Source organism: Noviherbaspirillum pedocola, assembly GCF_016632335.1.
Classification (GTDB): domain Bacteria; phylum Pseudomonadota; class Gammaproteobacteria; order Burkholderiales; family Burkholderiaceae_D; genus Noviherbaspirillum_A; species Noviherbaspirillum_A pedocola.
In genome coordinates this window covers 1-2,728 of record NZ_JAEPBG010000062.1, presented here as the reverse complement: position 1 = coordinate 2,728, position 2,728 = coordinate 1, and the positions used below count along the sequence as shown (strand labels likewise).

General features: G+C 63.5%; 4 protein-coding genes. All 4 read left to right on the top strand.

The genetic code is table 11. The features are described from left to right. The first annotated feature begins 206 nt into the window (after positions 1-206). On the top strand, positions 207-554 hold the full coding sequence (gene tnpA / locus JJB74_RS32860; RefSeq protein ID WP_200598752.1) for an IS66-like element accessory protein TnpA: 348 nt from the start codon (positions 207-209) through the stop codon (positions 552-554). Continuing rightward, positions 551-886 (top strand): IS66 family insertion sequence element accessory protein TnpB, encoded by a 336-nt coding sequence (gene tnpB / locus JJB74_RS32855; protein ID WP_200598751.1) that lies wholly within the window; start codon positions 551-553, stop codon positions 884-886. Before tnpA ends, tnpB begins: the two co-directional genes overlap by 4 nt. A gap of 65 nt (positions 887-951) precedes the next feature. After that, positions 952-2,454 (top strand): IS66 family transposase, encoded by a 1,503-nt coding sequence (tnpC, locus tag JJB74_RS32850; protein ID WP_200598750.1) that lies wholly within the window; start codon positions 952-954, stop codon positions 2,452-2,454. Beyond that, positions 2,417-2,728, top strand: a 312-nt coding sequence (locus JJB74_RS32845; RefSeq protein ID WP_267913239.1) for a DDE-type integrase/transposase/recombinase, incomplete at its 3' end; no start/stop codon positions are given. The genes tnpC and JJB74_RS32845, both read left to right, overlap by 38 nt.

Here is a 2,728-nt window from a genome sequence, read left to right as displayed (position 1 = left end):
GCGGGGATCGACATTGGCGCGCAATTCCATGTCGTTGCCGTTAGCGCGGACCGGGACCCCAAGCCCGTTCGCTCGTTTCGCAGTTTTACCGCAGACCTGCATGCCCTTGCCGCATGGCTCAAGGACGGTAAGCGCCCGGCGAAGTCGCCTTGAAGTGAACTTGAGGCGTAAGGATGATGGTGCCCACCTAAACGAGGTGGACACCCATGACAGAAACGACATCACGCAGACGGCGCCATAGCAAGGACGTGAAGGCCGAAGTGCTTGCGGAATGCGAGCAGCCTGGCGCCTCCATTGCGTCAGTGGCCATGGCGCACGGCATCAACGCCAATCTCGTGCACAAATGGCGTGCCCGCGCCATGAAGCAGCAGACCGCCGCGGCGCAAGCCGGTTCTGCTGCCTTCATCCCTGTGCCGCTGCCCACGACAGCCATGACCCCCGTGGCCGTCGAACTGCGTATCGAGGTGCGGCGTGGCGCCGTGACTGCCACGGTCTGCTGGCCCCTGTCGGCATCTGCGGAATGTGCGGCCTGGTTGCGCGAGGTACTGCGGTGATCCGCATCGACGCCATCTGGCTGGCCACCGAGCCGCTCGACATGCGCGCCGGCACAGATACCGCGCTGGCACGCGTGGTCAAGGTATTCGGCGCTGCGCGGCCGCACCACGCCTATCTGTTCACCAACAAGCCCGCCACCCGTATCAAGGTACTCGTCTACGACGGCTTCGGTATCTGGCTGGCTGCCCGGCGCCTGAACCGCGGTCGCTTCGTCTGGAACAGCGATCCCTCTGCACTTACCGTTGCCCTGAATGCCGAGCAGTTGCAGGCCCTGGTATGCGGGCTGCCCTGGAAGACGCTGGCCACCGATCACGTCATTGCCGTCATATAGCGTACCGTCGCCGACGTAAACTGTTTCCGTTTCCTCGCGGCTGCTGTTCTGGCACACTGCCGCGCATGACTTCGCCGGCCGATCTCGACACCCTGAGCACTGAAGAACTGCGGCAGCTTGCCAGCCGGCTGCTGGTGGAAACGCGTGCCAAGCAAGCCCTGATCGACAAGCTCACACACGAGATGGCCGTGCTCAAGCGCCTCAAGTTTGCTGCCAGCAGCGAAGCCTATAGTGGCGAGCAGCAGCGCCTGCTGTTCGAGACCATCGATGCTGATCTCGAAGCCTTGAGCGCCGAGATGGAGCAGCTCACTGCTCCTGCGCCTGCCGGCGAGAAGCGGCAGCCCAAGCGCGCTCCCTTGCCGGCTGCGCTGCCGCGCCGCGAAGTGCATCACGAACCCGCATCGACCACTTGCCATTGCGGTTGCGCGCTGCAACGTATCGGCGAGGACGTGGCCGAGAAGCTCGACTACCAGCCCGGCGTGTTTACCGTCGAACGCCATGTGCGCGGCAAATGGGTGTGCCGGCAATGCGAAACACTGGTCCAGGCGCCAGTGCCGCCCCAGGTCATCGACAAGGGCATGCCAACCGCTGGCCTACTGGCCCAGGTGCTGGTGGCCAAATATGTCGACCATCAACCTCTCTACCGACAGAGCGGCATCTTTGCGCGCGCCGGCTTCGCCATCCCCGATTCGACACTGGCACAGTGGGTCGGCACTTGCGGCGTACAGTTGCAGCCGCTGGTCGAGGCGCTGCGTGCAGAGCTGTTGGCCGAATCGGTATTGCATGCGGATGAAACGCCGGTGGCCATGCTCAAACCGGGCAACGGCAAGACGCATCGCGCTTACCTGTGGAGCTATTGCAGCACCGGGATGAGCCCGATGAAAGGCGTAGTGTTCGACTTCGCCGAAACCCGCGCTGGTCGGCATGCCGAGCAATTCCTTGGTGACTGGCGTGGCACGCTGGTGTGCGATGACTACAGCGGCTACAAGGCGCTGTTCCGGCAAGGCGTCACCGAAGCCGGTTGCATGGCACATGCTCGGCGCAAGTTCCATGAGCTCTATGCCAACCACAAGAGCCAGATTGCGGAAGAAGCGCTGAAGCTGTTTGGTGCGCTCTATGAACTCGAGCGCCAAGTGCAGGAACTCGATGCGACGGCGAGGCGGGAGCTTCGGCAACGGCTGGCACGGCCGGCCGCCGATACGTTACACGCGTGGCTGCTGGCGCAACGCCAGCGGGTGCCGGAGGGCAGCGCTACGGCAAAAGCGATCGACTACAGCTTGGGACGCTGGGGACCGTTGACCCGGTACCTGGAAGACGGTGCCGTGCCGATTGATAACAATTGGGTGGAAAACCGCATTCGGCCGATTGCGCTGGGTCGGAGCAACTGGCTGTTCGCGGGCAGCCTGCGTGCGGGCCAGCGTGCCGCCGCGGTGATGAGCCTGCTGCATTCGGCGCGGCTCAATGGCCATGAGGTGCACGCCTACATGAAAGACGTCCTGGAGCGGTTGCCATCGCAGCCAGCGAGTCGCATTGGCGAACTGCTCCCGCATCGCTGGTCACCCGCCTGAACCAGGCGTTCTTCGATTCCACGTCCCGTCAAGACGGGATTACCGGGTGCTTACGGGCGATCGAATGACGCGGCATCTGGTCATGCAGGCACTCTTCCGGGCAGTCTCGCTTCGGCGGCCAGCGCCAGGCCTGATCCAGCATACCGACCGCGGCAGTCAGTATTGCTCACATGAGTATCGGGCACTGGTAGCGCAGTTCGGCATGCGCGCATCGATGAGCCGGCGTGGGAATTGTTACGATAACGCGCCGATTGAGAGCTTCTGGGGCACGCTG